At 72.0% G+C, this 22,282-nt stretch carries 21 protein-coding genes and 1 riboswitch; of the genes, 15 read left to right on the forward strand and 6 right to left on the reverse strand.

Annotated features, from left to right (window positions below; genetic code table 11):
- Positions 1-17: 17 nt before the first annotated feature.
- The gene (locus ACFVAJ_RS02090) at positions 18-734 is read right to left on the reverse strand and encodes an MIP/aquaporin family protein (RefSeq protein WP_376942460.1); all 717 of its coding nucleotides are present in this window, start codon (positions 732-734) and stop codon (positions 18-20) included.
- A 225-nt stretch (positions 735-959) separates the two neighbouring features.
- Positions 960-2,726, reverse strand: a complete 1,767-nt coding sequence (locus ACFVAJ_RS02095) for an FAD-dependent oxidoreductase (RefSeq protein ID WP_376941140.1) — start codon at positions 2,724-2,726, stop codon at positions 960-962.
- 116 nt (positions 2,727-2,842) lie between these two features.
- Here ACFVAJ_RS02095 and ACFVAJ_RS02100 point away from each other — a divergent pair, with 116 nt between their 5' ends.
- From ACFVAJ_RS02100 to ACFVAJ_RS02155, 12 genes are all read left to right on the forward strand, one after another.
- Positions 2,843-3,844 carry a sugar-binding transcriptional regulator gene (locus ACFVAJ_RS02100; RefSeq protein WP_376941141.1) on the forward strand — a complete coding sequence of 334 codons (1,002 nt, stop codon included), beginning with the start codon at positions 2,843-2,845 and terminating at the stop codon, positions 3,842-3,844.
- Positions 3,845-3,997: 153 nt separating this feature from the next.
- Positions 3,998-4,143: riboswitch (FMN riboswitch) on the forward strand.
- 87 nt (positions 4,144-4,230) lie between these two features.
- Positions 4,231-5,295, forward strand: a complete 1,065-nt coding sequence (gene ribD, locus ACFVAJ_RS02105; RefSeq protein ID WP_376941142.1) for a bifunctional diaminohydroxyphosphoribosylaminopyrimidine deaminase/5-amino-6-(5-phosphoribosylamino)uracil reductase RibD — start codon at positions 4,231-4,233, stop codon at positions 5,293-5,295.
- Position 5,296: 1 nt separating this feature from the next.
- Entirely contained in the window at positions 5,297-5,950 is a 654-nt protein-coding gene (locus tag ACFVAJ_RS02110; protein WP_376941143.1) for a riboflavin synthase, read from the forward strand.
- Positions 5,947-7,242, forward strand: coding sequence for a GTP cyclohydrolase II (gene ribA / locus ACFVAJ_RS02115; RefSeq protein ID WP_376941144.1), 1,296 nt, complete (start codon positions 5,947-5,949; stop codon positions 7,240-7,242). The genes ACFVAJ_RS02110 and ribA overlap by 4 nt, the downstream gene beginning before the upstream one ends.
- On the forward strand, positions 7,239-7,703 hold the full coding sequence (gene ribH, locus ACFVAJ_RS02120; protein ID WP_376941145.1) for a 6,7-dimethyl-8-ribityllumazine synthase: 465 nt from the start codon (positions 7,239-7,241) through the stop codon (positions 7,701-7,703). Before ribA ends, ribH begins: the two co-directional genes overlap by 4 nt.
- 100 nt (positions 7,704-7,803) lie before the next feature.
- Complete coding sequence (locus ACFVAJ_RS02125; RefSeq protein WP_376941146.1) at positions 7,804-8,157, forward strand: Fe-S protein; 354 nt, start codon at positions 7,804-7,806, stop codon at positions 8,155-8,157.
- A 258-nt stretch (positions 8,158-8,415) separates the two neighbouring features.
- Complete coding sequence (locus ACFVAJ_RS02130) at positions 8,416-9,813, forward strand: MFS transporter (protein WP_376941147.1); 1,398 nt, start codon at positions 8,416-8,418, stop codon at positions 9,811-9,813.
- A gap of 148 nt (positions 9,814-9,961) precedes the next feature.
- The gene (locus ACFVAJ_RS02135; RefSeq protein ID WP_376941148.1) at positions 9,962-10,897 is read left to right on the forward strand and encodes a pseudouridine-5'-phosphate glycosidase; all 936 of its coding nucleotides are present in this window, start codon (positions 9,962-9,964) and stop codon (positions 10,895-10,897) included.
- Between the two features lie 7 nt (positions 10,898-10,904).
- Positions 10,905-11,816 (forward strand): carbohydrate kinase family protein, encoded by a 912-nt coding sequence (locus ACFVAJ_RS02140; RefSeq protein ID WP_376941149.1) that lies wholly within the window; start codon positions 10,905-10,907, stop codon positions 11,814-11,816.
- 32 nt (positions 11,817-11,848) lie between these two features.
- On the forward strand, positions 11,849-12,076 hold the full coding sequence (locus ACFVAJ_RS02145; protein ID WP_376941150.1) for a hypothetical protein: 228 nt from the start codon (positions 11,849-11,851) through the stop codon (positions 12,074-12,076).
- A gap of 82 nt (positions 12,077-12,158) precedes the next feature.
- Positions 12,159-14,111, forward strand: a complete 1,953-nt coding sequence (locus ACFVAJ_RS02150; protein ID WP_376941151.1) for an ABC transporter ATP-binding protein — start codon at positions 12,159-12,161, stop codon at positions 14,109-14,111.
- A 180-nt stretch (positions 14,112-14,291) separates the two neighbouring features.
- On the forward strand, positions 14,292-15,116 hold the full coding sequence (locus tag ACFVAJ_RS02155; RefSeq protein ID WP_376941152.1) for a hypothetical protein: 825 nt from the start codon (positions 14,292-14,294) through the stop codon (positions 15,114-15,116).
- Between the two features lie 64 nt (positions 15,117-15,180).
- On the opposite strand, the gene ACFVAJ_RS02160 is transcribed toward ACFVAJ_RS02155, so the two are convergent.
- The 3 genes from ACFVAJ_RS02160 to ACFVAJ_RS02170 form a co-directional block, all read right to left on the reverse strand.
- Positions 15,181-15,669: a 2'-5' RNA ligase family protein gene (locus ACFVAJ_RS02160; RefSeq protein ID WP_376941153.1), complete on the reverse strand. Its 489-nt coding sequence runs from the start codon at positions 15,667-15,669 to the stop codon at positions 15,181-15,183.
- A gap of 52 nt (positions 15,670-15,721) precedes the next feature.
- On the reverse strand, positions 15,722-16,123 hold the full coding sequence (locus tag ACFVAJ_RS02165) for a DUF1622 domain-containing protein (protein WP_376941154.1): 402 nt from the start codon (positions 16,121-16,123) through the stop codon (positions 15,722-15,724).
- 137 nt (positions 16,124-16,260) lie between these two features.
- Positions 16,261-18,138 (reverse strand): phosphoenolpyruvate carboxykinase (GTP), encoded by a 1,878-nt coding sequence (locus tag ACFVAJ_RS02170; RefSeq protein WP_376941155.1) that lies wholly within the window; start codon positions 18,136-18,138, stop codon positions 16,261-16,263.
- A 127-nt stretch (positions 18,139-18,265) separates the two neighbouring features.
- Between ACFVAJ_RS02170 and ACFVAJ_RS02175 the strand changes: the two genes are divergently transcribed.
- Entirely contained in the window at positions 18,266-19,708 is a 1,443-nt protein-coding gene (locus tag ACFVAJ_RS02175; protein WP_376941156.1) for a helix-turn-helix domain-containing protein, read from the forward strand.
- 51 nt (positions 19,709-19,759) lie between these two features.
- On the opposite strand, the gene ACFVAJ_RS02180 is transcribed toward ACFVAJ_RS02175, so the two are convergent.
- Positions 19,760-20,776 carry an acyltransferase family protein gene (locus ACFVAJ_RS02180; RefSeq protein WP_376941157.1) on the reverse strand — a complete coding sequence of 339 codons (1,017 nt, stop codon included), beginning with the start codon at positions 20,774-20,776 and terminating at the stop codon, positions 19,760-19,762.
- Between the two features lie 99 nt (positions 20,777-20,875).
- On the opposite strand from ACFVAJ_RS02180, the gene ACFVAJ_RS02185 reads away from it, so the two are divergent.
- Both ACFVAJ_RS02185 and ACFVAJ_RS02190 read left to right on the forward strand, forming a co-directional pair.
- Complete coding sequence (locus tag ACFVAJ_RS02185) at positions 20,876-21,217, forward strand: PadR family transcriptional regulator (RefSeq protein WP_376941158.1); 342 nt, start codon at positions 20,876-20,878, stop codon at positions 21,215-21,217.
- Complete coding sequence (locus ACFVAJ_RS02190; protein WP_376941159.1) at positions 21,214-22,230, forward strand: permease prefix domain 1-containing protein; 1,017 nt, start codon at positions 21,214-21,216, stop codon at positions 22,228-22,230. Before ACFVAJ_RS02185 ends, ACFVAJ_RS02190 begins: the two co-directional genes overlap by 4 nt.
- Positions 22,231-22,282 lie beyond the last annotated feature (52 nt).

Here is a 22,282-nt window from a genome sequence, read left to right on the forward strand (position 1 = left end):
GGGCGGATGCCTCGGGCTCAGCCGAGGATCGGGAGCAGGGGAACCGCGGCGAGGCCGGCGAGCACGCCGCCGATGATGGGGCCGACGACCGGCACCCACGAGTACGACCAGTCGCTGCCGCCCTTGCCCTTGATCGGCAGGATGGCGTGCGCGATGCGCGGGCCGAGGTCACGGGCCGGGTTGATCGCATAGCCGGTCGGGCCGCCGAGGGAGGCGCCGATCGCGATCACGAGGAAGGCCACGGGGATCGCGCCGAGCTCGGCGGGGGTGCCGCCGTTCGTGAAGCCGATGATGACGAACACGAGCACGAAGGTGCCGATGATCTCGGTGACGAGGTTCCAGCCGTACGAGCGGATGGCGGGGCCGGTCGAGAACACGCCGAGCTTGTTGGCGGCCTCGGGCTCGGCGTCGAAGTGCTGCTTGTACGCGAGCCAGCAGAAGATCGCGCCGAGGAAGGCACCGATCATCTGGGCTCCGATGTAGGTGAGCACCGAGACGGCGCCGACAGGCACCTGGATGCCCGCCGCGGCGTTGCCGAACTCGGTGGCGCCGTTCGCGACGAGGCCGAGGGTGACGGCCGGGTTGAGGTGGGCGCCCGAGGCGTACGACACGATCACGCCGGCGAAGACCGCGAGGCCCCAGCCGATGTTGACCATGAGGAACCCGCCGCCGAAGCCCTTGTTCTTCGCGAGGGCGACGTTCGCGACGACGCCGCAGCCGAGCAGGACCAGCATCGCCGTGCCGACGACTTCCGACAGGAACACGAGACCGAGATTGTCCACGTTGACCTTCTTTCTGAGAGAGCGAGCCGATCGGCCCCGATGAAACGTATCCGCCGAAATGGCCGGTGCACGGCGTTTCCGGGTGCACATCCGTGCAGATTCGATCCGCCCCCATCGGTCGCCGCACGGGCGCGACGGCACCGTGCCGCGACCGACGGGTGGGCCCGAGACGCCGAGCTACTCGACCGGCGAGAGGCCGGCGAGCTCGCCGATCGCGACCCCGTGGCGCTCGGCCAGCAGCGTGCGGGTCGCCGCGATCTCCTCGGCGCGACGGCCTGCGCTCCACCCGAGCACGGCGCCCGCGAGCTCGCCGAGCTCGGCGAGGAGCTCGGCGGTCAGGGCGCCCGTGAACGCGATGCTCGTGCGCCGCAGCACCAGGTCCTGCAGGTGCACGACGCGCTCGCCCCGCACGAGCCAGGCGATCTCGCGGCGGCTGTAGCCGGTGTGGTGCGCGAGCGGTTCGTCCTGCTCGCCCTCGACCTCGGCGAGGAAGGCGGCGGCGCGGGTGCCGTAGCGCTCGAGCAGCTCGTCGGTGCGGAGGCGGCCGACCTCGTCGCCGTGCGACACGAGCCACACGCGGCGGGCGTCGTCGTTCGCGGGGTAGCCGGCGCCGCCGCCGATCGCGAGCCCCTTCGTCGTCACGGTGCGCTCCGCTCCGATGAGCGCGAGCACCTCGTCCGAGAGGTGCTCGGCGAGCGCCCGGAACGTGGTCCACTTGCCCCCGACGAGGCTCAGCACCGTGGTGCCGGGGCGGCCCGTGGCATCCGCCCGTTCGATGCGGTAGTCGCGGGAGACGAAGCCCGGCTGCGTCTCGTCGTGGTGCGGCAGCGGGCGCACGCCCGAGAAGCGGTAGACGATCTGCGAACGGTCGACGGCGACGCTTGGGAAAACGTGCGCGATGAGGTCGAAGAAGTAGTCGACCTCCTCCTCGGTGCAGATCGCGGGCTCGCGCATGTCGTGCTCGAGGTCGGTGGTGCCGACCATGACCTTGCCCTTGAGCGGGTAGATCAGCACGATGCGCCCGTCCTCGTGCTCGAAGAAGATCTCGCGTCCGGCGGTGGCGGCGTGCAGCTCGGGGTGGTCGAGCACGATGTGCGAGCCCTTGGTGCCGCCCATGAAGCGCGTCTCGTGGCCGAGCTCGGCGTTCGTGAGGTCGGTCCAGGGGCCCGAGGTGTTCACGACGACGTCGGCCGCGATCGAGAACTCCTCGCCCGTGGTCGTGTCGCGGACGCGCACGCCGGCGGCGTCGTGGCCGATCGCCTCGAGGTAGTTCGCGGCCCGGGCGTGCGGGCCGGCCGCGAGCCCGTCGAAGAGCACGTCGAGGGCGAGTCGCTCGGGGTCGTGCATGCTCGCGTCGTAGTAGGTGGCCGTGTACTTCACGCCCGGGTTCAGGGCGGGGAGCTCGGCGAGCGAGCGCTTCCGGCCGTGGAACCGGTGTCGCGGCACCGAGCCGCCGTCGCGCGAGAAGGCGTCGTAGATCGTGAGGCCCGCCTTGATGAGCGCGGCGCCGCGCTCGGTCGGCTTGCCCGACTTGTGCGTCAGGAAGCGCAGGGGCGCGGAGAGGATGCCGGAGAAGGTCGAGAAGATCGGCACGGTCGTCTCGAGCGGCTTCACGTAGTGCGGCGCGATGCGGATGAGGCTGTTGCGCTCCTCCACCGACTCCTTCACGAGGCGGAACTCGCCGTTCTCGAGGTAGCGGATGCCGCCGTGGATCATGTGCGACGACGCCGAGGAGGCGCCGGAGACGAAGTCGCCGCGCTCGACGAGCACGACGTCGACGCCCTGCAGGGCGAGGTCGCGGAAGGTCGCGATGCCGTTGATGCCGGCGCCGATCACGAGCACGGATGCCTCGGGGCGGGCGCGGAGGGCTGCGATCTCCTCCCGGGTCGACGGTGCTCCGCCGTGGTGCTCCTGGCGGTGCTGGTTCGTCGAATGCGTTGACATCGCTGTCCTCTCGGAGAAGGCGGGCTTGCATGAGCCTGCCGCGTGTGGATGAATACATCGTGAACACGGCAGCACGAACTTGCAAGCCGCGTGAACATATGTGCAGAGTGGGGGCCATGATCGACAAGGAGATCCTCGCGACGATCGACGTCGACGAGGCGGTGCCGGGAAAGACCCGTGACGCGCTGCGGGCAGCGCACCTGTACTACATGCAGGACCTCACGATGGACGCCATCGCGCACGAGCTGCACACCTCGCGTTCCTCGGTGTCGCGGCTGCTGAGCCACGCCCGCGCGAGCGGGCTCGTCGAGATCTCGATCCATTCCCCGCTCGACCTCCCGAGCCGCATCGAGCAGGAGATCCTCGAGCGCTTCGAGGTGCAGGCGCACGTCATCCCGGTGCCCGACCACGCGAGCGATGTCGACCGGCTCGACCGCGTCGCGCTCTCGGCTGCACGGATTCTCGGCCGCTTCATCGACTCGAACCTCACCGTCGGCCTCGCCTGGGGATCGACCATGGGCGCGATGAGCCGGCACCTCGTGCCGAAGGCGACGCACAACTCCGAGATCGTGCAGCTGAACGGCGCCGGCAACCTGCGCACGACCGGCATCGTCTACGCGAGCGAGCTGCTGCGCCGATTCGGCGACGCGTTCGGGGCTCGGGTGCAGCAGTTCCCGGTGCCGGCGTTCTTCGACGAGCCGGCCACGAAGCAGGCGTTCTGGCGCGAACGCTCCACGCAGCGCCTGCTCGACCTCCAAGGCCGGCTCGACCTCGCGCTCTTCGGCATCGGCTCGCCGTTCGCCGAGGTGCCGAGCCACGTCTACCAGGGCGGCTACCTCGAGCGCGCCGACTACGAGGACCTGAGCCGCGACGGTGCGGTCGGCGACGTCGCGACGGTGTTCTACCGCGCCGACGGCTCGACCGACGACATCGCGCTGAACGCCCGCGCGACCGGTCCCGACTTCGCCACCCTGCGACGCGCGCCGCGACGCATCTGCGTCGTCTCCGGCCGCGCGAAGCTCGCCGGCCTCCGCGGAGCGCTCGCCGCCGGGCTCATCACCGACCTCATCGTCGACGAGGGCACCGCCCGGGCGCTCGTCGAGCAGCCCGCCGCCTGACCCGTCGATCCATCGAGTGGGCAGATAAGCACCTTCCCAGGGTTCTGGAGGTTCAGCTCCGCCCACTCAATGGGGTGGAGATCGGCGCGGCCGGTCGCGAGGCGAGGCGGGAATAGGACGGCGTCCCGTGCGTTGACCTACAATCGACACGAGAAACGTGCTCCGGGGTCGGTGTAATTCCGAGCCGGCGGTGACAGTCCGCGAGCCGGGCGCGTTCGATCGCAAGGTCGAATGTGCACGGTTGAACCGGTGGAATTCCGGTACCGACGGTGAAAGTCCGGATGGGAGGCGGCACGTGTCGGCTGCGCTGCGCGCCGCCGACGACGCGGTGGCGACACCGCGGAACCAGCCGAGCATTCCCGGAGCCTTGGACACGAGGACGAGGAATGGCGAGCGCTGACGACCAGGCGGCTGCGCAACACGCTGCGGATGCCACGGCGATGCGCCGCGCGCTCGAACTCGCCGACCGGGGCCCCGCCACGGGCGTGAACCCGCGCGTCGGCTGCGTCATCCTCTCGCCCGCGGGCGAGGTGCTCGCCGAGGGCTGGCACCGGGGCGCCGGCACCGCGCACGCCGAGGTCGACGCCCTCTCGAAGCTCGCCCCGGGCACCGCCGCCGGTGCGACGGCCGTCGTCACGCTCGAGCCCTGCAACCACACCGGCCGCACCGGGCCGTGCGCCCTCGCCCTCGTCGAGGCCGGCATCGCCCGCGTCGTCTACGCGGTCGGCGACCCGGGCGACGACTCCTCGGGCGGCGCCGCGCGCCTGCGCGCGGCGGGCGTCGACGTCACCGGCGGCGTGCTCGCCGACGAGGTCGAGGCGCTCCTCGACGACTGGCTGTTCGCCGCCCGCCATCGTCGCCCCCGCGTGATCGTCAAGTGGGCGTCGAGCCTCGACGGTCGCGCGGCCGCGGCCGACGGCACGAGCCAGTGGATCACCGGCCCGGCCGCCCGGCACGACGTGCACCGCCGCCGTTCCGCCGCCGAGGCCATCGCCGTCGGCACGGGCACCGTGCTCGCGGACGACCCCGCGCTCACGGCACGCGACGACGCCGGCCGGCTGCTCGAACGCCAGCCGGTGCCCGTCGTCTTCGGGCGCCGCCCCGTGCCGACCGGCGCGACGCTGCACGCCCATCCGCAGACGCCCCTGTTCGTCACGGGCGCCGACCTCGCGAGCGACCTCGAAGAGCTGCAGCGGCGGGGCATCCGCTCGCTCTTCGTCGAGGGCGGCCCGACGCTCGCGAGTGCGTTCATCGCCGCCGGCCTCGTCGACGAACTGCTCGTCTACCTCGCCCCCGCCCTCATCGGCGGTCCGATGCTCGCCCTCGGCGACCTCGGCATCACGACGATCGCCGACGCCCGCCGCTTCGATTTCGCCGCCGTCGAGCGGCTCGGCGACGATCTCCTGCTCGTCGCCCACCCGGCCCCGGCCGGCCCACAGGAAGGCAACTGACATGTTCACCGGAATCATCGAGGAACTCGGCCGCATCGCGGGCGTCGAGCGCAACGCCGACGCCGCGCGGCTGACGGTGCACGGGCCGCTCGCGGTCGAGGGCGTGAAGCACGGCGACTCGATCTCGGTATCGGGCGTCTGCCTCACGGTGGTCGAGTTCGACGCGCAGGGCTTCACCGCCGACGTCATGGCGCAGACCCTCGCGATGTCGACGCTCGACGCGGCGCGCGAGGGCCTCGCGGTGAACCTCGAGCGGGCCGCGAAGGTCGGCGACCGCATCGGCGGGCACATCGTGCAGGGCCACATCGACGGCACCTCGGAGGTGCTCGAGATCCGGCCGGGCGAGGCCTGGCGGGTCATCCGCTTCTCACTCGACCCCGAGCACGCGCCGCTCGTCGTCGACAAGGGCTCGATCGCGGTCGACGGCGTCTCGCTCACGGTGAGCGAGGTCGGCGCCGATGACGCCGGCGACTGGTTCGAGGTGTCGCTCATCCCCGAGACGCTCGTGGCGACGACCCTCGGCGAGCGCGTCGTCGGCGACCGGGTGAACCTCGAGACCGACATCCTCGCGCGGCAGGTCGCCAGGATGCTGCGCTTCGGCGAGCACCGCACGCTGCCGTCATCCGTGCCCGCGACGAGCGGGGGTCTCGCATGAGCCTCGCCACGATCCCCGAGGTGCTCGACGCGCTCCGCGCCGGCAAGCCCGTCATCGTCGCCGACGACGAAGCCCGCGAGAACGAGGGCGACGCGATCATGGCCGCCGAGTTCGCCACGCAGGAGTGGATCGCCTGGATGGTCCGCAACACGAGCGGCTACCTCTGCGCGCCCATGCCGAACGCGATCGCCGACCGCCTCGAGCTGCCCCTCATGGTCGAGCGCAATGAAGACGCGCGCTCGACGGCGTACACGATCTCGGTCGACGCGGCCGACCGCAACTCGACCGGCATCTCGGCCACCGAGCGCGCACACACCCTGCGGGTGCTCGCCGACCCCGCGTCGACGCCCGAGCGGCTGATCCGGCCCGGTCACGTGATCCCGCTGCGCGCGGTCGACGGCGGCGTGCGCGAGCGCGCCGGGCACACCGAGGCCGCGGTCGACCTCATGCGCCTCGCGGGCCTCTCCCCCGTCGGCGTCATCGGCGAGCTCGTCGAGGACGACGGCGAGATGATGCGCCTGCCGGGCCTCATCGCGCTCGGCGAGCGCGAGGGCCTGCCGGTGACGACGGTCGCCGCACTCATCGAATGGCTGCGCGAGTGGCACGAGGACGACGACCTCGACGCCGCCGCCGCGGTGCCCGAGTCGTCGCCGGTCGCCTTCGAGGTCGAGACCACGCTGCCCACCGAGCACGGCGACTTCCGCGTGCGGGCGTACCGCGACCGCGGCACCGGGGCCGACCACGTCGCGATCATCGTCGGCGACCCGGGCGCCGACGAGCTGGGCGCGGTCGTGCGGGTGCACTCCGAGTGCCTGACCGGCGAGGCGTTCGGCTCGCTGAAGTGCGAGTGCGGGCCGCAGCTCGCCGCCGCGCTCGAGGAGATCCAGCGCCGCGGCGGCGTCGTGATCTACCTGCGGGGCCACGAGGGCCGCGGCATCGGACTCATCAACAAGCTGCGCGCGTACCGCCTGCAGGAGGACGGCCTCGACACCCTCGACGCGAACGTCGCGCTCGGCCTGCCGATCGACGCCCGCGACTACACGGCGGCGTCGGCGATCCTCGCCGACCTCGGCGTCGAGCGGGTGCGCCTGCTCACGAACAACCCCGACAAGGTGCGCCAGCTCGAGGCGCACGGCATCGAGGTCGTCGAGCGCATGCCGCTCGTGGTCGGCGTCGGCACCGTCAACACCGGCTATCTCGACACCAAGCGTCGCCGCATGGGCCACGCCATCGAAGACCAACAGCTCGCCGACGCGGCGGCGGAAACCCTCCTGGAAGGACACGCATCATGAGCGGTCACGGCTCGCCCACCCTCGACATCGACGGCTCCGGCCTCCGCGTCGTCATCGTCGCCGGCAGCTGGCACGACGAGATCTCGAACGGCCTCATCGCGGGCGCGACCCGCACGCTCGAGACGGCGGGCGCCGAGTTCGAGCTCGTGCGCGTGCCCGGCAGCTTCGAGCTGCCGGTCGTCTCGAAGGCCGCGCTCGAGGCCGGCGCCGACGCGGTCGTGGCGCTCGGCGTCATCATCCGCGGCGGCACGCCGCACTTCGAGTACGTGTCGGCCGCGGCGACCGACGGGCTCACCCGGGTCGCGCTCGACACGGGCAAGCCCGTCGGGTTCGGCGTGCTCACCCTCGACGACGAGCAGCAGGGCCTCGACCGTGCCGGCCTGCCCGGCTCGAAGGAGGACAAGGGGCGCGAGGCCGCCGAGGCCGCGATCGCGACGGCCAGGGCGCTCCGCGCGCTCTGACGGGCACTGACCGGGCGCTGACCATGCCCTGCCGGCGGAGAACCGTCCGACGTTCAGGTTTCGACTTCGACGCGTCGTAGAACCGACTACACTCGGCACCATGGAGACCCTGCGCCACATCGTCGTGTTCGTTCACCTCATCGGCTTCGCCGTGCTGTTCGGCGCCTGGGTCGTCGAGGCGGTGAACCGCCGCTACCAGGTGACCCGCCTCATGAACTACGGGCTCCTCATCGCGGGCGTCGCCGGCCTCGCGCTCGCGGCCCCGTGGGGCATCGAGTACGACATGAACTACATGAAGATCGGCATCAAGCTCATCGTGCTCATCGCGATCGGCGCACTGCTCGGCATCGGCTCGGCACGCCAGCGCAAGAACGGCTCCGTCCCGCCCGCCGTCTTCTGGTCGATCGGCGTGCTGACGGCCCTCAACGCCGCCATCGCGGTCATCTGGCGGTAGTCCGTCCACGAACGAACGGATGCCCCGAGCCGACACCGGCTCGGGGCATCCGCGTTCTCGGGCGCGCGCCGTTCGCCGCACGATCGCCACCGTTCGTCGCACGCACGGCCCCCGCTCGCGGGGTCGCGCCGCAGCGCAGGCGTAGTGTAGGTGGGTTGCCACAAGCGACGATTCCACCCGCTGCCTCACGGGCAAGACGCCAGACCGACGTGCCCCGAGCGCAGCGTCGTCACGCAACCCCTGGAGTCTTCGCCAGCGATGTCAGCATCACCCGCGGCCCCGTCCGCACCCACCACCACGGCCGCCCCGGCCAATCCCCGCAGCCGCGTGATCCTCGCGAGCCTCATCGGCACGACGATCGAGTTCTACGACTTCTACGTCTACGCGACCGCGGCGGTGCTCGTCTTCCCGCACCTGTTCTTCCCGACGGGCGACCCGACGACCGCCCTCCTCTCGTCGTTCGCCGTGTTCGGCGCGGCGATGGTCGCGCGCCCGCTCGGCGCGATCGTGTTCGGCCACCTCGGCGACAAGCACGGCCGCAAGGCGACCCTCGTCGGCGCCCTCCTCACGATGGGCATCGCGACCTTCCTCATCGGCGCGCTGCCGACGTACGAGGCGGTCGGCTGGCTGGCACCGCTCCTCCTCGTCGTGCTGCGCATCGCGCAGGGCTTCGCCCTCGGCGGCGAGTGGTCGGGTGCGGCGCTCGTCGCGACCGAGAACGCGCCGGCCGGCAAGCGCGCCTGGTACGGCACCTTCCCGCAGCTCGGCGCGCCGATCGGCTTCATCATCGCGAACGGCCTGTTCCTCGTCATCGCGGCGCTGCTGCCCTCGGACGACCCGACGATGCCCTCGCAGGCGTTCCTCGACTGGGGCTGGCGCATCCCGTTCCTCTTCTCGATCGTGATGGTCGCCGTCGGCCTCTGGGTGCGTCTGCGCCTGGTCGAGTCCACCGCGTTCCAGTCGGCGTCGAAGCGCGGCAAGCTCACGCGCCTGCCTCTCGCGAGCGTCTTCAAGCACTACTGGAAGCAGCTCATCCTCGGCACCTTCTTCATGCTCGCGACGTACGTGCTCTTCTACCTGATGACGACGTTCTCGCTGAGCTACGGCCGCGCGGCGGTCGAGCCGGCCGACGGCGCGCTCCCCGGCCTCGGCTACTCGTACAACACCTTCGTGCTGATGCTCATCGGCGGGGTCGTGTTCTTCGGTGTCTTCACCCTCCTGTCGGGCCCCTGGGCCGACCGCTGGGGCCGCCGCAAGACGCTCATCTGGGTCACCGTGGCGATCATCCTGTTCGGCCTCGCGTGGGTGCCGCTGCTCGGCGCCGGCTTCGTCGGCGTGATGGCGTGGCTCGTGGTCGGCTTCTCGCTCATGGGCATGACCTTCGGGCCGATGGGCGCGCTGCTGCCCGAGCTGTTCCCGACGAACGTGCGCTACACGGGCTCGGGCATCTCGTACAACGTGTCGTCGATCCTCGGCGCCGCGGTCGCCCCCTTCATCGCGGTCGCGCTGTGGCAGGCCGGCGGCGGCAGCCCGTTCTGGGTGGGCGTCTACCTCTCGGTCATGGGCGTCCTGACGCTCATCGCGCTGCTCGTCTCGAAGGAGACCCGCGACGTCGACTTCGACGAGGCGGGGCTCGAGTCCTCGGCGGTGCTGTAACCGGCGGTTCCCCACGAAGGGCGGATGCCTCCCCCCGCCGCTCCGCACATCGCCTCGCGATGCGCGGAGCCTCCGGCGGGCGGGCCCGGGCATCCGCCCTTCGTCGCGCCCGCCGGGGTTCGTGCGCGCCGACCTCTAACATGGCGGCATGCCCGTCGACGTGCCGCCCGGCTCCGCCCACCCTGCGATCCGCGTCACCGAGGAGGTGCGCGCCGCCCTCGACGACGGGCGGCCCGTGCTCGCGCTCGAGTCGACGATCCTCACGCACGGGCTGCCCCGGCCCCGCAACCTCGAGGTCGCGCTCCGCAGCGAGGCCGAGGTGCGGGCGGCGGGGGTCGTGCCGGCCACGATCGGCGTCGTCGCGGGCGTCCCGGTCGTCGGGCTCGCCGCCGCCGAGATCGAGCACCTCTGCACCGCGGAGGGCGTGGTCAAGGCGAGCGTGCGCGACCTGCCGATCGCCCGGGCGAAGCGCCTCGATGCCGGCACGACGGTCGCCGCGACGGCCTGGCTCGCCCACCGGGCCCGAATCCGGGTGATGTCGACCGGCGGCCTCGGCGGGGTGCACCGGGGCGCCGGCGAGAGCTTCGACGAGTCGGCCGACCTGCCGCTGCTCGCCGAGACCCCGATCACCCTCGTGAGCGCCGGCGTCAAGTCGATCCTCGACATCGCGGCGACGCTCGAACGCCTCGAGACCCTCTCGATCCCCGTCGTCGGCTACCGCACGAACCGGTTTCCGGCGTTCACGGTCACCGATTCGGGCTTCGCGCTCGACTACCGGGTCGAGTCCCCCGCCGAGGCGGCGGCGCTCGCCCGGGCGCGCGACGAGCTCGGGCTGCGCGCCGCGGTGCTCGTCGCGAATCCGGTCGCGCCCGAGCGCCAGCTCGACCCGGCGCTGCACGACCGGGTGCTCGCCGAGTCGCTCGCGGCCGCCGCCGCCGCCGGGGTGACCGGACACGACACGACGCCGTTCCTGCTCGAGCGGTTCCAGCGCGAGACGGGCGGCGCGAGCCTCGAGGTGAACCTCGAGGTCTATCGCGGCAACGTGTCGCTCGGGGCGGAGATCGCGCGTGAGCTCGCCGGCTGATCCCGCGATGGATGCCCCGCGCCCGCCCCTCCTCGCGGTCGTCGGCGATCTCGTCGAGGACGTCGTCGTGTGGGCGTCCGAGCCGGTGCGGCACGGCACCGACACCGCGGCACGGGTGTTCCGCACGCGCGGCGGCAGCGCGGCGAACGTCGCGGCGCTCGCGGCCCCGCTCGTCGCCACGCGATTCATCGGCTGCGTCGGACCCGATGCCGCGGGTGACGCGCTCGTCACGGAGCTCGAGGGCCGCGGCGTGGACGTGCGGGTGCAGCGGCGCGGCACGACGGGCGCGGTGGTGCTCGTCGTCGATCCCGACGGCGAGCGCACGATGTTCCCCGACCGCGGCGCGAGCGCGCTGCTCGGGGCGGTCGATCCGGCCTGGCTCGACGGCGTCGCGTGGTTGCACGTGCCGAGCTACGGCTTCGAACGCGAACCGGCGCGATCGGCGGTGCTCGCGCTCGTCGCCGAGGCCCGGCGCCGGGGTGCTGGCCTCTCGATCGACGCCTCGTCGACCGGCTTGCTCTCGGCGCTCGGCGTCGAGCAGGTGCTCGCGCTCTACCGATCCCTCGGACCCGACGTGCTCTTCGCGAACGAGACCGAGGCCGCGCTGCTCGGTCTCGGCACCGACGAGCGGCGCAGCGCACCGGTGGCCGCGACGGTCGTCGTCAAGCACGGGCCGCTGCCGACGCACGTGTTCGAGGACGGCCGGCTCGTCAGGACCGTCCCGGTCGAATCCGTGCTCGGCGCACGCGACCTCACGGGTGCCGGCGACGCCTTCGCAGCCGGATTCCTCGCGGCCCGCCTCGCGCGCAGCGGTGTCGTCGAGGCCGTGCTCACCGGGCATGCCGCGGCGGCCCGGGTCATCACGACGGCGGGCGCCGCCACCGAGGTCGATGGCCGCAGCCACGTCAACCAAGATTGACGGGATGGCGAACGTCAACTACGGTTGACGCCATGGACGACCGCAACCTCCGCACCGCCATCGCCGCGGCTGACGGCGACGACCCGTACCGGGCGCTCCGCGAACTCCACCGCGCGAGGGTCGAGCTCACCCGCGACCTCGACCGAGCCGAATCCCTCGCCGTCCGCCGCGCCCGCGCGGCCGGATCGAGCTGGCAGCTCATCGCGCTCGCCCTCGGAGTGTCGAAGCAGGCGGTGCACAAGAAGTACGGGCGCAGCTGAGACGCGTAGGCTGCAATGCGGCGATGATGCGAGCGGCGGGGGCGCGAGGCATCCGATCGCTCTTCTCGTCAGGAAAGTGAGCATGAGCACCAGCGAGCCCCGAACCCGCCGCGACGAACGCGCCGCGCGCAACGCGCGCACGGCACGTCGCACCCCGTCCAGCCGTCGCACCTCCCCCTTCGCCCGCCGTGGCGGCGGCGAGCAGCCGACCGGCCCCCGCGCCACCTTCCGGCAGCTGCTGCCGTTCATCTTCGAGCACCGGCCGGTGCTCATCTGGGTCGCCGTGCTCTCGATCGTCGGCGCGTTCGCGAGCCTCGCCCAGCCGCTGCTCGTCAGCCAGGTCATCAACGTCGTCGAGGCGGGCGACCCGCTCGGCGGCATCGTCTGGGCGCTCATCGCGCTCGTCGTCGTGAGCGGCGTGATCTCGGGCTACCAGCACTACCTGCTGCAACGCACCGGTGAGGGCGTCGTGCTCTCGAGCCGCAAGCGGCTCATCCACAAGCTGCTCCACCTGCCGATCGCCGAGTTCGACACCCGCCGCACCGGCGACCTCGTCTCGCGCGTCGGCAGCGACACGACGATGCTGCGCGCCGTGCTCACGCAGGGCCTCGTCGAAGCGGTCGGCGGCACCGTCACCTTCATCGGCGCCCTCATCGCCATGCTCATCATCGACCCGGTGCTGCTCGGGCTCACCGTGCTCGTCGTCGCCGTCGCGATCACGACCGTGACGCTGCTCTCGCAGCGGGTGCGCGAGGCGTCGCATGCGGCGCAGGCGAAGGTCGGCGACGTCGCCGCCTCGGTCGAGCGTGCCATCGGCGCCGTGCGCACCATCCGCGCCGCCGGCGCCACCGAGCGCGAGGTCACGGCCGTCGAGGCCGAGGCCGAGGGCGCCTGGCGCATGGGCGTGCAGGTGGCGAAGATCTCGGCGCTGATCGTGCCGATCGCCGGCATCGCGATGCAGGTGTCGTTCCTCGTGGTGCTCGGCGTCGGCGGCTACCGCGTGGCCTCCGGGGCGATCACCGTGGCGAACCTCGTCGCGTTCATCCTGTTCCTCTTCATGATGATCCTGCCGCTCGGGCAGGCGTTCGGCGCGATCACCTCGGTCAACCAGGCGCTCGGCGCCCTCGGGCGCATCCAGGAGATCCTCGACCTCCCCGACGAGGACGCGCACGACCGCGAGCTCGCCCCCCGCGCCCTCATCGTCGGCGATGCGAACGAGGGCCTGCTGCCCGACGCACCCGCCATCGCCTTCGACGACGTGCACTTCGCGTACGCGTCGACCCGCCAGGACCCGGCGGACCCCGCCAACGACTCCCCCGACGAGCACCTGCCCGAGCCCGACGTCACCGAGCGCCAGCCCGTGCTGCGCGGCGTCTCGTTCGACGTGCCGCGAGGCCGCCGCATCGCACTCGTCGGGCCGTCGGGCGCCGGCAAGTCGACGATCCTCGCGCTCATCGAGCGGTTCTACGACCCCTCGGTCGGCGCGGTCCGCATGGGCGGGCTCGACCTGCGCGCGCTCGACCGCACCGAACTGCGCGCCCAGATCGGCTACGTCGAGCAGGACGCCCCGGTGCTCGCCGGCACCCTGCGCGACAACCTGCTGCTCGGCTCGCCCGACGCGACCGACGCCGAGTGCGAGCACGTGCTGCGCGCCGTCAATCTCGGCGCGGTGCTCGACCGCGACCCGGCCGGCCTCGGCGCCGCGGTCGGCGACGACGGCATCATGCTGTCGGGCGGCGAACGCCAGCGGCTCGCGATCGCGCGGGCGCTGCTCGCCGCACCCCCGATCCTGCTGCTCGACGAGTCGACGTCCTCGCTCGACGGCGTCAACGAACGAATGATGCGCGAGGCGATCGACGCCGTCGCCGCGGGCCGCACGCTCATCGTGATCGCGCACCGGCTCTCGACCGTCATCGACTCCGACCGCATCGTCGTGCTCGACGACGGGCGTGTCGTCGGCGAGGGCACGCACGGCGAGCTCGTCGACTCGGTGCCCCTCTACCGGGAGCTCGCCGAGCACCAGCTGCTCGTCTGAGCTCCAGCTGACCTCACGGCGAGGTGTCCCGTGGCGGCCGCCACGGGGCATCCGCCGCTCAGTGCTGACCCGAGCGAACCTCAGTGCTCGCTCGGATGGATCCGCGACGCGTCGTCCTTAGCGTGGGAACCCGCATCCGGCAATGGATGCCCCAGGCCCATGCCCCACGGAGGACCCACCATGACCATCGCGACCATGACGGACGCGCGCGACCTCAGCCGCTTCGACGAACTGCCGGTCGAGCTCATCGACGAACTGCCCGAGGCGGGCGACGCCACCACGACGCGTCGCTCGGGCCTCGGCAACTCCTTCGACCGGGTGCAGTCCGGCATCCAGGGGTGGCTGCGCCACTGGGAGCCGCTGCAGCTGCCGGCGTTCACCGCCGTGCGCGACGTGATGCCGGACGACGACCGCGGTCGCAGCTCGTTGCACGCCGCCCCGACGCGGCCCGACGGCGCGGTGCGCCTCACCGCGAGCGTCTACGACCGGCCCAACCGCTCGGGCGGGCCCCTCGCCTGGTCGCGCAACTGGGCGAGCCTCGCAGTGCTGCCGCCGGCCAGGGAGGCCGGACGCCTGTTCTACCGGTTCAGCGCCGCGAGCCGACTCGTGCTCGACGGCCAGGCCGACCTCAGCCTCGTCTCGACGAGCGTCAACTTCGGCGTCGTCGCCGACGCCGCGAAGCAGAGCCCGTTCCAGACGCCGGGGTTCGCCACCCCGATCGTGCGTCCGCTCGTCGGCGTGCAGTGCCGCGCCGACGTCGACGCCACGTCATCGCAGACCTTCGAGGGCTCGATCGCCGTGCGCCAGGGCGACACCCCGGCGATGGCCTTCGTCATCGGCACCGACCTCCTCTTCGAGCACGGCTGGGTGCGCATGCACGAGGGCTCGAGCACCTGGATCGGCCCGAGCGAGGCCGGCGCGAGCGGCACGATCGAGTTCCGCTACGCCCCGGCGGCGCTGCTGCGCCTGCTCGGGCACCTCGACGACCCGCACACCGTCGACTGAGTCCCGCCCGCGCCCTCGCGGCCGAACCCCGACCCGGCCGCGTGGGTGCGACGCATCGGACGGCTCAGACCGCCGGAAGCCCGCCGAGCGGCCAGGATCCGAGGATCCGGCCGTGGTGCGAGGTCTCCGGCGGCCTGAGCCGGACGAGCGCGAGCGTGCCGAGCTCGAGACGGTCGCCGGGGTGCACCCGCCCGTGTCGCTTCGCCGTGACGTGCGGACGGAAGTCGAGGCGCGGTCGGACGCGCTCGACCCCCGCATCGTGGAGTCTCGAGATCGCCCCGCTGCGGAGGGCGGCGATCTCGCCGCCGTCGCGCACGAGCGAGACGAGGATGTCGCGGCGCGGCCCGAACATCGCATCCTCGCCGACGGCCACCGAGATCGGCCGCTCGTCCGTCTCGCTCGCGAGCGCGCCGAGCGTCTCGCAGAGGACGTCGGCGTCGAGCTCGGTCTCGAACGGTTCGACGAGGGTCACGTGCAGCGGCCATTGCGCGACCGTGAACTCGTCGCCGACGGTGAGCGGCGAGAGCGGGAGCACGACGACGAAGCGCGCCATCCGGCGAGTCTATCCGGGCCCCGTCACGCGACGGTGCGGGCGGCTCGCGGGGCTACTGCGGCCGCGCGGCCGCACGCTCGGCGCCGCCGACGTCGACCTCGCCGTCACCCTCCCGGGCGCCCGGTCGCTGCCATGGCCACCGCCCGGTGATCTCGACGGCGAGCGACCAGCTGAGGAAGGTCCGGATCAGCACGATGATGCCGAGGACGCCCACCGACTCGAGGGTCGGGGTCACGGCCACCGTGCGGATGATGTCGGCCGCGACGAGCAGCTCGAGGCCGATGAGGATGCCCCGGCCGAGCACCCGGCGGAACTGCTCGTAGACCGGCCCGGTGCGGCGGATCCGCCGGATCGCGGCATCCACCATCGCGTAGAGCACGCCGACGACGATCGCGACGACGCCGATGACGTCGATGACCTCGCCCGCCCGCGTGATGATCTGGCCGAACTCCATGGGGTCCTCCTGCCGCACACGCTAGCCCTGATGCCGCGCACTGCGGCCGATGCGGCCCGCGTGGCGCGCCCCGGAGACGACGGAGGGGCGGATGCCCTGAGGCATCCGCCCCTCCCGAGCGGTCTCGACGTGCTGCGCTACTCGGCGACCGGGGCCGAGGCGTGCTCGAGGTGGTACCGCAGGCTCGCGAGCTCGGCCTTGAGCGCCGCGGGCACCCGGTCGCCGAACTGGGCGAAGTACTCGTCGGTGAGCGCGCACTCGGCGAGCCACGAGTCGCGGTCGACGTCGAAGAGCTGCTCGAGCGCCGCCTCCGTGATGTCGAGTCCGTCGAGGTCGAGCGAGTCGGCAGCCGGGAGCAGGCCGATCGGCGTCTCCACCGTGTCGGCGGTGCCCTCGATGCGGCCGACGATCCACTCGAGCACGCGCGAGTTCTCGCCGAAGCCGGGCCAGAGGAACGAGCCGTCGGCGCCCTTGCGAAACCAGTTGACCTGGAAGATCTTCGGCGCGTTCGTGCCGAGCACGCGGCCCATCTTCACCCAGTGACCCCAGTAGTCGGCCATGTTGTAGCCGCAGAACGGCAGCATCGCGAAGGGGTCGCGGCGCAGCTCGCCGACGGTGCCCTCGGCGGCCGCGGTCTTCTCGGAGGAGATGGTCGCCCCCATGAAGACGCCGTGCTTCCACGAGCGGGCCTCCGCGACGAGCGGCACGTTCGTCGCGCGGCGACCGCCGAAGAGGATCGCGTCGATCGGCACGCCCTCGTGGGCGTCCCAGTCGTCGGAGATCTGCGGGCACTGCGCGGCGGCGACGGTGAAGCGCGAGTTCGGGTGCGCGGCGGGGCGGCCCGAGGCGGGCGTCCAGTGGTTGCCCTGCCAGTCCGTGAGCTCCTCGGGGATCTCGTCGGTCAGGCCCTCCCACCAGACGTCGCCGTCGGGGCGGAGCGCCACGTTCGTGAAGATCGTGTTGCCCCAGAGGGTCTGCACGGCCGTCGGGTTGGTGGTCTCGCCGGTGCCCGGCGCGACGCCGAAGAAGCCGGCCTCGGGGTTGATCGCGTAGAGGCGGCCGTCGTCGCCGGGGCGCATCCAGGCGATGTCGTCGCCGATCGTCTCGACCGTCCAGCCGGGGATGGTCGGACGCAGCATCGCGAGGTTCGTCTTACCGCACGCCGACGGGAAGGCGGCCGCCACGTGGTACGACTTGCCCTCGGGCGAGGTGACCTTGATGAGCAGCATGTGCTCGGCGAGCCAGCCCTCGTCGCGGGCCATGACGCTCGCGATGCGCAGCGCGAAGCACTTCTTCGCGAGGAGCGCGTTGCCGCCGTAGCCCGAGCCGAACGACCAGATCTCGCGCGAGTCGGGGAACTGCACGATGTACTTCTCGTCGTTGCAGGGCCACTCGATCTCGGCACGGCGGTGGCCGACGCCGTCGACGAGCGGGTAGCCGACCGAGTGCACCGTGCGCACCCACGGCTCGCCGGCCTCGATGAGGCGGTAGACCTGCTCGCCCATCCGGGTCATGATGCCCATCGAGAGCACGACGTAGGGCGAATCGGTGATCTCGACGCCGAGCTGCGAGATGGGGCCGCCGAGCGGGCCCATCGAGAACGGCACGACGTACATCGTGCGGCCCTTCATCGAGCCGTCGAAGACCTCGGTGAGCTCGGTGCGCATCTCGCGCGGGTCGCGCCAATTGTTCGTCGGGCCCGCGTCCTCCTCGTAGGTCGAGCAGATGAAGGTGCGGTCCTCGACGCGCGCGACGTCCGAGGGGTCGGTGCGCGCGAGGTAGCTGTTGGGACGCCACTCGGGGTTCAGCTTGATGAGCTTGCCTTCGGCGACGAGCTGCTTCTCGAGCAGGTCGGCCTCGTGCTGCGAGCCATCGCACCAGACGATCTCGTCGGGCTTGGTGAGGCCCGCGATCTCGTCGACCCACGCGCGCAGGGCCGCGTCGGTCGTCCCGCGCCGTGCGGGCGATGCAGAGTCGGATGCCTCGGTGCCGATCGAGAACTCGGAGATGGTCATCGTCGTCCCTTCCAGTGGGTTCCCGGCGTGCGCCGGAGTGGTCGTGTTTCCAGAATGCGCCGTTTCGTGGCATCCGCGTGACCAAATCGGTAGTTAAGAACTGTTGATCTTTCGATATTCTTAAGGCATGAAGGCAGGCTCCCCCGACCTCGCGACGCTCGGCCACCGCATCCGCCACTTCCGCGGCGAGCGCGGGCTCACCCTCGACCAGCTCGGCGAGGCCGTCGGCATGGCCGGCAGCCAGCTCTCGCTCATCGAGAACGGCAAGCGCGAGCCGAAGCTCTCGACGCTCGACGCCTTGGCCGCCGCGCTCGACGTCGAACTCGCCGAACTGCTCTCGCGCGAGGCGCCGAGCCGGCGCGCCGCGCTCGAGCTCGAGCTCGGCCGGGCCCAGGCGGGCCACCTCTACGCGAGCCTCGGCCTGCCGCCGATCAAGGCCACGCGCGGCATCACCGACGAGACGCTCGAGGCGGTCGTGGGGCTCCACCGCGAGCTCCAGCGCCGGGCGACCGAGGCGATCGCGACCCCCGAGGAGGCGCGGCGCGCCAACACCGAGCTCCGCGAGCGCATGCGCGAGCGCGCGAACTACCTGCCCGAGATCGAGACCCTCGCCGAGGAGCAGGTCCGCTCCTCGGGGCACCGCTCCGGCGCGTTGACGCACCGCGAGGTGAGCGTCATGGCCGAGCGGCTCGGGTTCCAGCTCTTCTACGTCGACGACCTGCCCGACTCGACGCGGTCGATCAGCGACCTCTCGAACGGCCGCATCTACCTGCCGCCCGCATCGATCCCCGGCGGCCACGGCCTGCGGTCGATGGCCCTCCAGGCGATGGCGCACCGACTGCTGGGACACACTCCCCCGGCCAGTTACACCGAGTTCCTCTGGCAGCGACTCGAGATCAACTACTTCGCCGCCGCCTGCCTCATGCCGCAGGACGCCTCGATCGCGTTCCTCCAGGAGGCGAAGAAGGAGAAGCGGCTCGCGATCGAGGACTTCCGCGACGCGTTCGGCGTCACCCACGAGGCCGCGGCGCTGCGCTTCACGAACCTCGCGACCTCGCACCTCGACATGACCCTGCACTTCCTCCGGGTGGCGGGCGATGGAGCCCTCCTCAAGGGCTACGAGAACGACGGGCTGCCGCTGCCGACCGACGTGACCGGGTCGATCGAGGGCCAATGGGTGTGCAAGAAGTGGAGTGCCCGCACCGCGTTCGCGCACACCAACCGCACGACGGAGAACTACCAGTACACCGACACCCCGGCGGGCACCTTCTGGTGCGCGACCCAGACCGGCCGCACGGATGCCGCGGAGTTCTCGATCACGGTCGGCGTGCCCTTCGCGCAGGCGAAGTGGTTCCGCGGGCGCGAGACCACGCTCCGGGCGGTCTCCACCTGTCCCGACGAGTCGTGCTGCCGCAGCGCCCCGTCCGATCTCGCCGAGCGCTGGGCGGGCCGGGCCTGGCCGAGTGCGCGCCTGCACGCGCACGTGCTCTCGCCGCTGCCGTCGGGCACGTTCCCCGGGGTCGACGACGCCTCGGTCTACGAGTTCCTCGAGGCGCACGAGGGCGAGTAGCCCTCCCCGCGGGCATCGCCGAGTCCGTTCCGCTCCTCCGGCGCGGCCCGATCAGGCGACGGGGGCGAGTGCCTCCCGTTCGCCTTCGGCGCGACGGGACGGCAGCGGGAGGCGGAACAACCCGTCGGGAAGGTGCGGACGCAGGACGGCGGGCCCCGCCGTGAGGAGGGTCGTCGCGCCGACGACGAGCACGAGCGCGGCGAGATCGCCGCCCGGAATCGGCGGGATCACGATCACGAGCACCGTGAGCGCCACCGGGTGCATGAGGTAGATGGCGAGCGTGCGGCCCCCGAGGAAGCGACCCGCGCTCGCGACCCGCGGGATCCTGGCGGCGGCGCCGCACAGCATCACGGCCGCGGTCACGCCGAGCAGGCTCAGCGCGGGCGTGATGGACCAGGCGGACGATCGGTCGAGGAGCGAGAGCACCGTCCACGAGACGGCGAGGACGAGCCCGAGGGCCGGCGGGGCCCCGGCCATCCGATCGAGCACCGAACGGAGCGTCGCGCCCGCCACGAACCACACGAAGAACGTCATGAGCCGGTACAGGGTGAGGCCGGCCGGAAGCGTGGTGACGAACGGCGCCAACACGGGTGCGCACAGCCACAGCAGCACTGCGACGCCGAGGAGCGCGGCGCGGTGCCGGCCCGCCGCGCGCGCGGCGAGGAAGAACACGACAAGCGCCGGCAGGTACCAGTAGGCTCCCGAGAGTTCCGGGATCCAGCCGAGTGCCCGCGGGAGGTCGGCCAAGCCCGCGCCGTAGGCGAACGCCCAGCACGGCGCGAATGCGAGCGACCAGATCGCGTACGGCCAGAGCAGGTCGAGGATGCGCGATCGACGGACGGCGGCGAACGGTCGATCGAGCGCGCGCGTCGCGAGCATGCCCGAGACGAGGAAGAACAGGGGCATGCGCACCGTCAGCAGCAGCTCGTTGACGGCGCCGATCATCGCGCCCACCCGGCCGGTCTCGGCGAGCACGGCATCGATCCAGGCACCACCGACGTGGTACAGCACCACCAGGGCGATCGCCGCGGCCCTTGCGACATCGGCCCAACCGAGTCGCGGGAGCACGCGCTCAGCATAGCCGAGGCCGTGCGCGGCGACGGATACTCGAGACGCCCTTTATCGCGTCTATTGCATTACTGTGCGAGACACACTATCGTGTGATCCATGGACACCGATGAGACGACCGCCGGGCACCTGCAGGAGCTGCGCCGCGGCACCGTCGTGCTCGCGTGCCTGATCCGGCTGCGCACGCCCGACTACGGCTACGCCCTGCTCGAGTCGCTGAACACGCTCGGCATCCTCGTCGACGCCAACACGCTCTACCCGCTGCTGCGCCGGCTCGAGAAGCAGGGCCTCCTCACGAGCGAGTGGAACACCGACGAGGCCCGGCCCCGCAAGTTCTACCGCACCAGCCCCGGCGGCGAGCTGCTCGCCGACGCCCTCATGACCGACTGGCGGCGCATCGACGACGCGCTCGCCGGCCTCACCGACGGAGACGAATCATGACCGAGCTCACCGACCGCTATCTCTTCGCGGCGACACGGAGCCTTCCCCAGATGCAGCGCGAGGAGCTCTCCCGCGACCTCGCCGAGCGCATCGCCGACACGATCGACGCGCGGGTCGAATCGGGGGCCTCGACGCCCGAGACCGCCGAGCGCGACGCGCTCGTGGAACTCGGTCACCCCGCCGTGCTCGCTGCGAGCTACAGCGACCGCCCGCTCATGCTGATCGGGCCGCGCTACTTCCTCGTCTGGAGGCGCCTGCTGATCTTCCTCGAGTCGTTCGTCCCCGCGACGGTCGCGGCTGCGACCGCGCTCGGCCTCGTGCTCGCGGGCGGCGGCTGGGAGATCATCGGCACGGTGGTCTCCACGGGCCTCGCCGTCGCCGTGCACCTCGCCTTCTGGCTGACGCTCGTCTTCGCCCTCATCGAGCGCTACGACACGGGTGCCGTCGGCAGCACGGACAAGCTGCTCGGGTGGACGCCCGACCAGCTCCCGCAGCTGCCCGAGGTGCGTCGCCCGCACCGGCGGGGCGACCTCATCGCCAGCCTCGTCTGGCTCGCGATCGCCGCGGCGTTCCTCGTGTGGCAGCAGTTCGGCATCGTGTGGATCGGCGGCGAGCGCTCCGCGGTGCCGCTGCTCGCGCCCGAGCTGTGGTCGTTCTGGCTGCCGTACCTCTTCGTGCTCATCGCGCTCGAGGCGGCGTTCGCCGTGTGGATCTACCGCAGCGACTGGAACTGGGCCAACGCGATCGTGAACGTCGTGCTGAACGCCGCGTTCGCGATCCCGGTCATCTGGCTCTTCGTCGAGGGCATGCTGCTCAGCCCCGAGTTCGTCGCGCTCGTCGACCCGCACCTCGACGCCGACGCCGTACGGGTGCTCTCGGTGCTGTTCGTCGGCGGCGTCGCGGCGGTCTGCACCTGGGACTCGATCGACGGCATCGTCAAGGCGGCCCGTGGCGGCGGGCGCGGCACGCTCGACTTCCCGGGAAACCGCAGCCCGCGGCGCACCTCGGTCTGAGTCCGGCGGCAGGCGGGATGCCTCGGGGCCGGCGATCGCGCGATCGTCGGCC

The sequence above is a fragment of the Agromyces sp. NPDC057679 genome, from assembly GCF_042799635.1.
Taxonomy (GTDB): domain Bacteria; phylum Actinomycetota; class Actinomycetes; order Actinomycetales; family Microbacteriaceae; genus Agromyces.

Coding starts and splice junctions, on each gene's coding strand:
- ACFVAJ_RS02110 (WP_376941143.1), top strand. CDS start 5,297: ATGTTCACCGGAATCATCGAGGAACTCGGCCGCATCGCGGGCGTCGAG.
- ACFVAJ_RS02095 (WP_376941140.1), bottom strand. CDS start 2,726: ATGTCAACGCATTCGACGAACCAGCACCGCCAGGAGCACCACGGCGGA.
- ACFVAJ_RS02100 (WP_376941141.1), top strand. CDS start 2,843: ATGATCGACAAGGAGATCCTCGCGACGATCGACGTCGACGAGGCGGTG.
- ribA (WP_376941144.1), top strand. CDS start 5,947: ATGAGCCTCGCCACGATCCCCGAGGTGCTCGACGCGCTCCGCGCCGGC.
- ACFVAJ_RS02160 (WP_376941153.1), bottom strand. CDS start 15,669: ATGGCGCGCTTCGTCGTCGTGCTCCCGCTCTCGCCGCTCACCGTCGGC.
- ACFVAJ_RS02140 (WP_376941149.1), top strand. CDS start 10,905: ATGGATGCCCCGCGCCCGCCCCTCCTCGCGGTCGTCGGCGATCTCGTC.
- ACFVAJ_RS02155 (WP_376941152.1), top strand. CDS start 14,292: ATGACCATCGCGACCATGACGGACGCGCGCGACCTCAGCCGCTTCGAC.
- ACFVAJ_RS02150 (WP_376941151.1), top strand. CDS start 12,159: ATGAGCACCAGCGAGCCCCGAACCCGCCGCGACGAACGCGCCGCGCGC.
- ACFVAJ_RS02130 (WP_376941147.1), top strand. CDS start 8,416: ATGTCAGCATCACCCGCGGCCCCGTCCGCACCCACCACCACGGCCGCC.
- ACFVAJ_RS02185 (WP_376941158.1), top strand. CDS start 20,876: ATGGACACCGATGAGACGACCGCCGGGCACCTGCAGGAGCTGCGCCGC.
- ribH (WP_376941145.1), top strand. CDS start 7,239: ATGAGCGGTCACGGCTCGCCCACCCTCGACATCGACGGCTCCGGCCTC.
- ACFVAJ_RS02135 (WP_376941148.1), top strand. CDS start 9,962: ATGCCCGTCGACGTGCCGCCCGGCTCCGCCCACCCTGCGATCCGCGTC.
- ACFVAJ_RS02170 (WP_376941155.1), bottom strand. CDS start 18,138: ATGACCATCTCCGAGTTCTCGATCGGCACCGAGGCATCCGACTCTGCA.
- ACFVAJ_RS02175 (WP_376941156.1), top strand. CDS start 18,266: ATGAAGGCAGGCTCCCCCGACCTCGCGACGCTCGGCCACCGCATCCGC.
- ACFVAJ_RS02190 (WP_376941159.1), top strand. CDS start 21,214: ATGACCGAGCTCACCGACCGCTATCTCTTCGCGGCGACACGGAGCCTT.
- ACFVAJ_RS02145 (WP_376941150.1), top strand. CDS start 11,849: ATGGACGACCGCAACCTCCGCACCGCCATCGCCGCGGCTGACGGCGAC.
- ACFVAJ_RS02125 (WP_376941146.1), top strand. CDS start 7,804: ATGGAGACCCTGCGCCACATCGTCGTGTTCGTTCACCTCATCGGCTTC.
- ribD (WP_376941142.1), top strand. CDS start 4,231: ATGGCGAGCGCTGACGACCAGGCGGCTGCGCAACACGCTGCGGATGCC.
- ACFVAJ_RS02090 (WP_376942460.1), bottom strand. CDS start 734: ATGCTGGTCCTGCTCGGCTGCGGCGTCGTCGCGAACGTCGCCCTCGCG.
- ACFVAJ_RS02165 (WP_376941154.1), bottom strand. CDS start 16,123: ATGGAGTTCGGCCAGATCATCACGCGGGCGGGCGAGGTCATCGACGTC.